General features: G+C 72.9%; 5 protein-coding genes. 1 reads left to right on the top strand and 4 read right to left on the bottom strand.

From position 1 onward, the window contains the following. Window positions 1–2,122 (top strand): ATP-binding cassette domain-containing protein (locus E1281_RS34735; RefSeq protein WP_131883948.1); only part of this gene is annotated, 2,122 nt, incomplete at its 5' end. A gap of 113 nt (window positions 2,123–2,235) precedes the next feature. Here E1281_RS34735 and E1281_RS34740 read toward each other — a convergent pair. The 4 genes from E1281_RS34740 to murJ all read right to left on the bottom strand — a co-directional run bounded on the left by E1281_RS34740 (window position 2,236) and on the right by murJ (window position 7,382). Then, a complete protein-coding gene (locus E1281_RS34740; RefSeq protein WP_131883949.1) occupies window positions 2,236–3,003 on the bottom strand; it encodes a zf-HC2 domain-containing protein in 768 nt (255 codons plus the stop codon). Further along, complete coding sequence (gene sigM / locus E1281_RS34745) at window positions 3,000–3,623, bottom strand: RNA polymerase sigma factor SigM (protein WP_207943673.1); 624 nt, start codon at window positions 3,621–3,623, stop codon at window positions 3,000–3,002. Before sigM ends, E1281_RS34740 begins: the two co-directional genes overlap by 4 nt. A 168-nt stretch (window positions 3,624–3,791) precedes the next feature. Then, the gene (locus tag E1281_RS34750) at window positions 3,792–5,423 is read right to left on the bottom strand and encodes a protein kinase family protein (RefSeq protein ID WP_131883950.1); all 1,632 of its coding nucleotides are present in this window, start codon (window positions 5,421–5,423) and stop codon (window positions 3,792–3,794) included. Window positions 5,424–5,615: 192 nt separating this feature from the next. Beyond that, window positions 5,616–7,382 (bottom strand): murein biosynthesis integral membrane protein MurJ, encoded by a 1,767-nt coding sequence (murJ, locus tag E1281_RS34755; RefSeq protein WP_131883951.1) that lies wholly within the window; start codon window positions 7,380–7,382, stop codon window positions 5,616–5,618. Window positions 7,383–7,557: the final 175 nt, after the last annotated feature.

The following is a 7,557-nucleotide window of genomic DNA, read 5'->3' on the forward strand; positions in this document are numbered from 1 at the left end:
CCTGACGACCGCCCACTTCGACCGCTACGCACCGGAAGGGGGCTGCGCGGACTGCCACGGGATGGGCGGGCGCTGGCAGGCGCAGGAGGACCTGATCATCACCCACCCGGAGCTTCCGCTGTTCGAGGGCGCCTCGCCCTGGTACGCCAAGTGGCGGTCGGGGGAGCACGCGTTCGTTCCGGCGCTCGCCGGGAAGCGGGGCGTGGACCTCGGCCGGCCGTGGCGGTCGCTGCCCGAGGAGTTCCGCCACTGCGTGCTGTACGGGACGGGTGAGGAGAAGGTCGAGGCGACCGTCGACATGCCGAACAAGAATGAGACGGCCCGGATGACCTACACCTCGATCCAGCCGCTGCGCGGTGCGATCGCCGAGGTGGAGCGGGTGTTCATGAATGCCCGGACCCCCGGCGCCAAGCAGCGCTACCTGCCGTACATGCGCAAGCAGCCCTGCGGCGCCTGCGGTGGCAGCGGGTACGACCGGGTGGCCCGGTCCGTGCGGCTCGGCGGGCTGACCTACCCCGACCTGCTCGCGGTGGAGGTACGGGAGGTACGCGACTGGGCGGAGCGCGTGGCGGACGACCTGGACGTCCGGCAGCGCGAGGTGGGTGAGCCGCTGCTGCAGGACCTGGGCCGCAGGCTCGGGATCCTCGACCGGCTCGGACTGGCCCATCTCCAGTTGTCCCGGGGTGCGGCGACGCTGTCCGGGGGCGAGTCGCAGCGGACCCGGCTCGCCGCGCAGCTCAGCACCGAGCTGAGCGGCATCGTCTTCGTCCTGGACGAGCCCGGGACCGGGCTGCACCCGGCGGACAAGGCGCACCTGCTCGACATCGCCCTGGAACTGCGCGAGGCCGGCAACACGGTCCTCCTGGTCGAGCACGACCCCGAGCTGATCGCCCGCGCCGACTGGGTGATCGACATGGGGCCCGGCGCAGGCCGCCTCGGCGGCGAGGTCATGGTGTCAGGGACTCCCTCGGACGCGGCCGCCGACCCGACGTCCCTGACCGGGCGCTACCTGGCCGGTGAGGGGCCGCGGATGCGCCGGAACCGCCGCCCGGCGGGGGACGACACCGGCTGGGTGGAACTGCGCGGCCTGCGTGCGCACAACGTGACCGCCGACCTGGTCCGTTTCCCCACCGGGCGGCTCACCTGCGTGACGGGGGTGAGCGGCAGCGGCAAGAGCAGCCTGCTCGGCGCACTCGGTGCGGGCGTGGAGGCCGCCCTGAACGGGACGGCGACCGACGCGGTGCGGGAGGTGGCCGGCCTCGCGGAGGTCGGCTGGGTCGGCGTCGTTGACCAGGAACCGCTCGGGCGGACGCCGCGGTCCAACCCGGCCACCTACAGCAAGGCGTTCGACATCGTCCGTACGCTGTTCGCCGGGACCGACGCGGCGCGCGGGCGCGGAGTCGACGCCTCCTGGTTCAGCTTCAACACCGCGGGCGGCGGCCGCTGCGAGACCTGCGCCGGCCACGGCCGCACGCTGGTCGACATGCACTTCCTGCCGGACGTGTGGGTGGTCTGCGACGCGTGCGAGGGCCGACGCTACAAGCCGGAGGCATCGCAGATCAGGTACCGGGGGCTGGCCATCGATCAGGTGCTGGAGCTGACCGTCGCCGAGGCCGCGGAGCGGTTCTCCGAACCGCGGCGGCTCGCAGAGACCCTGGGAGCCGTGGACCGGGTCGGGCTCGGCTACCTCCGGCTCGGCCAGAGCGCCACGGAGTTGTCCGGCGGCGAGGCGCAGCGGCTGAAGCTGGCGTCCGCGATCCAGCGCGGTTCCGCGAGCCGCAAGGCGGGCCTCGTCGTCCTCGACGAGCCCGTCTCGGGCCTGCACCCGTCCGACGTCCAGCGTGTGGTCGACGCGCTCGACGTGCTGCTCGACTCGGGCAACACGGTCGTCGTGGCCGACCACGACATCCCCCTCGCCGCGTCCGCGGACTGGGTGATCGACCTGGGGCCGGGAGCGGGCCCGGACGGGGGCGCGGTGGTCGCGGAGGGCACCCCGGACACGGTCGCGACGGCCGACACCCCGACCGCCGGCTTCCTGCGCCGGTACGCGGCGGGCCTTCCGCTCCTGGAGGCGCGGGAAACGCGCGCCGCCGGAGGGCCGGAGCGCGTCCTCTCGCGCTGAGCCCTGTGCCGGCGCGCCGTCAGGTGCGGCGGAAGGGGAATGGCGAGAGGCCGTGGACGGTGGGAGGCCATGGCCGAGGCGTGTCGCCTCGGCCATGGCCTCCGGATATGTGGTCAGGCGTTCTCTAGCGTCTTCAGCACGTGCTGGTCACCGGCCGAGCATTCGGGGCCGACGACCCACACGTTCCACTTGCCGGACTCGTCGCCGCGCGCGGCGATGACGTAGGCCGGGTTCCCCTCGTAGACGGCGTCGTCGACCAGTGCGGGGGCCTTCCCCTTGGTGACGGCGTAGACGCATCCGCTGAGCTGCGATCCGGCCGTCGCGCCTCCGGTTCCGGTCCGCCGCTCGTTCAGGAGCTCGGTGACCTGCGGGCCGAGGTTCCCGGCCCGGTACTCGGTGCCGCTGCGGTGGATCTTGAAGGGCTGTGCGGCCGATGGGCCGGCGACCTTCGGGTCGGCACTCGGCGAACTCTCGTGGGACTGGTCATGGGCCGGCGCCGCCGCCGAGCCGTCGTCGCCGTCCGCCCCGTCCAACGCGATCGAACCGACCGTCGCGCCGCCGCCGACCACGATCACGGCGGCGGCGGCCGCGGACAGGATCCGCCAATGCCGCTTTCCGCGCCGCTGTTCCATGCTCACCACGGTGGCGTTGTTCAGCGACTCCGCGGCGATCGCGGTATCGATGCGTTCGGCCAGTTCGGCGGGGATGGACGGCACGGGTGCCTCCGCCAGGATCCGCGACACGTCCACAAGGTCGGCGGACAGGTCACGGCAGTCGGCGCAGGTGTCGAGGTGCGCGTTGACGGAGGCGGCTTCGTCGTCTTCGAGCAATCCTTCAGCCAAGTCGGCCAGGACGTCGTGGTCAAGATGTGCGGGGTTCACCTGGGCATGCCACCTCCTTCCACACCTCCGACGTTTTTGTGGTCGCGTCGGTTCCGGTGGTGGGTGAGAAGGGGCGCGAGCCTGGCGCGACCCCGCGCGCACCGGCTCTTGATCGTTCCGGGCGGAACCTCCATGACCTGCGCGGCGTCCTCGACGGAGTAGCCCATCATGTCGACGAGGACGAGCGCCGCGCGCTGCTCGAACGGAAGTGCGCCCAGGGCGGTGTGGACGTCGAGGGACACGCCGTGCGCGTCGGTCGGGTCGGGCATCTTCGGCGCGACGGCGTCGAACGTGGCGTCGTCGCCCATCGGCGTGGCCGGGCGGACGGACTTGCGCCTGATGCGGTCGAGGCAGGCGTTCACGACGATGCGGTGCAGCCAGGTGGTGACGGCCGCGTCCCCGCGGAACCGTCCGGCGGCGCGGAACGCCGAAAGACAGGCGTCCTGCAGCGCGTCCGCGGCCTCCTCGGGATCGCCGATCGTCCGGAGGGCGACGGCCCACATGCGGTCGCGGTGGCGGTGCACGAGTTCGGAGAAGGCGTGCGGGTCCCCCTGGGCGTGGCGGGCGAGGAGCTCCTTGTCGGGCACCTCGTCGACGCGACGCATGCTCACCGAGGTCATGCGCGACCGCTTTCTCGTTCGGGACGCCCGGTAGGCGCCGGGCGTCCGCGACCGGCTGCTGGGGTAGGCACCACAGATTCCTGGGGGCGAGGGGACATTCTGCTCACAGGCACGATACAGACATGCGCCGCTCCACGTCACAGCTCACGAGCACCGTGCGGAGGCGGTTCAGCCTGCGGAGCCGTGGACGGTGACCTCGCCCAGCCTGCCCTTGGCGGGTGAGGCGGGCAGTTCGGTGAACCAGACGAGCACGTACCGGCCGGTGGCCTGCGGGTTGGCGGTCACGGTCAGCTCGCCGCCGTTGGCGGGCTGGCGGCCGATCGCCTTCAGGCCGGCGGCCGACTGGGAGTCTCCGACCTTGACCTGCAGGACCCCGCCGCTGACCGGCGCGTGGATCTTGACGTTGGCGACCTTGACCGGCTTGCCCATGTCGAGCAGGACGCCCATGCCCTTGGAGTAGTTGCCGAAGTTGGGGTCGTTGTACCGCTGGGTCTCCCACGTGCCGTCCGGGCGGCCGTCGATGACCGTGTCGACGCCCTTGCCGATCGAGGTGTCGGGGTGGCCGGGGTCCGAGTCCTGGAAGGCGGACGCGCCCTGCGCGGTCAGCTTCGTCACGGACGGCGCGGGCTGCGAGGTCTGCTGGCCCGGATCGGTGACGCCGCCGTCGTTCGGGTCTTCGTCGCCCCCGGTGCCGGAGATGGCCCAGGCGCCGAGGCCGACGATGACGGTGAGCGCGGCGGCGGCGACGCCGAGGAGGGCGCGGTTGCCGGGGCGGCGGGGCCCTCCGCCGTGCGCGCCGTGCGCCCCCCGGCCGCGCGCCGGTGCCGCCTGGGTGGGCGCGGGCGACGGCGGAGGCGGGTAGTCGGCGTGCCGGCCGCGGGTCCGCGGCGGCGGGACGTGCGAGGTCGCCTGGGGCTGTTCGTGCCCGTGCGGCTGGTGCGGCTGGGTCGTCGCCGACGTCGACGGCGTGGCGGGCCGGCGGGGTGCCGCGGGCCGCGGGGCCGGCGGCTGTGCGTGGCCGAGGCCGGCGAACAGCGGCAGCGGAGTGCGCGGGACGCCGCGCAGCGCCTTGGCCAGCTCGGCCGGGGACGCCAGCGGCTCCGCCTGGCCGATGCCGAGGCAGCGGCACACGATCGCGTCGATCGCGTGCGAGATGCCGGCCTGGACGAGGCGGGGCGGGTGGACGACGCCGTCGGCGGAGGGCGCGGCGGGCAGGTCGGACTCGCTCCCGTCGCCGGGCCAGTGCGCGGTGATCGCGGCGTACAGCATCCGGCCGAGGCCGCGGACGTCCTCGCCCGCAGGGTCCTCGGAGTGCCGGTCGCCGAGGACCGCGTGGGTCGCGACCCCGAGGGCCTTGACGGTGCCGCCGGTCGTCCAGACGAGGTCGCGGGGGGTGAGGCACAGGTGCGACAGCCCGCCGGCGTGCGCGGCGGCCATGGCCTCGGACGCCTCGTACAGCAGGGTCGCGGCGCGTCCCGGTTCCAGGGGAGCCTTGGCGAGCATTCCCTCCAGGCTCTCGCCGGCGACCCACTCGCTGACGACGTAGGCGCTCTCGCCGCTGTCGTCGGCGTCGAACACCTGGGTGAGCCGCGGGTCGGTCAGCCGGCTGGCGGCGCGGGCCGAGGTGACGGCCTCGGTGATCCGGGGGAACTTCGGGTCGAAGGTGCGGACCGCGACGGCCCGCGCGAGGATCTCGTCGATGGCCTTCCAGAGGCACGAGCCGCCCGAGTCGGTGATGCGCTCTTCGAGCCGGTAGCGGCCGGCGAGACGTGTGCCGGGCTCAATGACGGACGTGCTCACGGCAGCGTCCTGGAAAGGTGGTCAGATCCCATGTTAGTGGCGTGGCAGCTTACGCCTCCGACCCTCCTCTTTGCGTTCCCCAGGGTGTCGCCCCGCAAGCCGTAGTCCCCCACATGGTAGTGGCTCATCGCGCGGCTGGCCCGCCTTATCGCCGCGCGTCCTTTTTACTTTGCCCGTTTTCCGGGCCGGCGGTCAGCGGCCGGGCAGTTTGCGGGCGAAGGTCGAGATCGCCATCTGGACCTCGTCCACCCGCATCAGCTTGGCGAACACCAGGTACAGCAGGCCGCCGCCGGCGGAGCCGACGATCAGCGTGATCAGCGCGGGCAGCAGGGCCCCGCTGCCGCCCAGCGCGTCGGCGATGGTGTGCGTGGCGTAGGCGAACCCGACCAGCGGCCAGATCGCGACGAGCAGCTTCAGGTGGCCGCCGACGATGCGCCGCCCGTCCATGCCGCCGAGCTTGCGGCGCAGCACCAGCCAGCAGGTCAGGGTGCCGACCACGTTGGCGATCGCGAACCCGCCGGCGAGGCCCACCACGATCCACTTGACGCCGAGGAGGTTGTAGGCGGTGAACGCCATGATGATGTTGGTCGTGACGGTGACGATGCCGATCAGCGCGGGGGTTCTCGTGTCGCGGTGGGCGTAGAAGACCCGCAGCATCAGCTGGTAGATCGAGAACGGCACGAGCGCGATCGCGAACATCTGCATCACGCGCGCGATGACCAGCGCGTCGTCGGACGAGGTGTTGCCGTGCGCGAACAGCACGGTGGTGATTTCCGGGCCGAGCACGAGCATCAGCGCCGCCGCGGGCATGATGATCACCGAGGAGAGCCGCAGCCCGCTGGAGAACGCGGCCCGCAGGTCGGCGGTCTTGCCCTCGGCCGCGAACCGGCTCATCCGCGGCAGCAGCGCGGTGATCACCGAGACCCCGACGATGGCGTAGGGGAGCTGGAAGAGCTGGTAGGCGTTGAAGTACGGCGTGTAGCCGAAACCCTCGCCGATGCCCTCGTCCACGGCGAGGTTCCCGGCCCGGTTCGCCAGCGCGGTCACCACGGCGAGGCCCGCCTGGGTGGCCACGACGTACACCAGCGTCCAGCCGGCCAGCCGCCCGACCTCGCCGATCTCGCCGCGCTGGAAGTCCAGGCGGGGCCGCCAGCGGAACCCGGCCTTGCGCAGGGACGGCCACAGCGCGACCGTCTGCAGCACGATCCCGCCGGTGGTGCCGAGGGACAGCAGCAGCATCTGGCCGTCGGTGATGCTGGTCGGGTCGACCGGTCCGGCGGTGATCACCAGGAACGCGCCGCCGACCGCGATCACGACGATGTTGTTCAGCACCGGCGCCCACATCGGCGCGCCGAAGCTGCCGCGCGTGTTGAGGATGGCCCCGGCGAACGCGCCGACCCCGTAGAAGAACAGCTGCGGCAGGAAGAACCGCGCGAACAGGACCGCGACCGTCCGCTGGTCGCCGGTGTAGCTGCCCGCGAGGACGTCGATGAACAGCGGCGCGCACAGCACGGCGACCACGGTCAGCACGGCGAGGCCGATCACCGCGAGCGTGAACACCCGCTGCTCGTACTGCTCGCCGTAGGTGCGGTCGCGCTCCTTGGCCCGCACCAGCAGCGGGACGATGACGCTGACGAGGATGCCGCCGAGCAGCAGGTCGTAGATCTGGTTGGGGACGGTGTTGGCGGTGTTGTAGGCGTTGGCGAGCATCCCGGTGCCGAGCGCGGCGACGATGACCGCCGTCCGCAGGAACCCGGTGACGCGGGACGCGAGGGTGCCCACCGCCATGATCGCGCCGGAGCGCAGGATGCCGCCGCCGGCGCTCTTGCCGTCCGAGCCGCCCGCACCGCCTCCGCCGGGACCGTCGCTGGGGAGCGTGTCCACGACCGTCTCCCCGGCGGGTACCTGCCCGCCGGGGAGGGGGATGTCAGTCGCCGTCTCGGCCGCGGGGTTCGCCATGGGGCGCGGCGTGCTCCCCCGTGCCGGCGGCATGTTTCCCGCGCCCGGCGGCGTTCCCGCCGGTCGCTGGGGTGGATAGCCCGTCGGGGGGTTCTGCGCTCCCCGTCCCGGATACCCCTGCGGGTTCTGTGGTTGCGGACCCTGCCGGGGCCCCCGGGGCGGTGGGGAACCCGGG

This window comes from Actinomadura sp. KC345 (genome assembly GCF_004348515.1).
Taxonomy (GTDB): domain Bacteria; phylum Actinomycetota; class Actinomycetes; order Streptosporangiales; family Streptosporangiaceae; genus Spirillospora.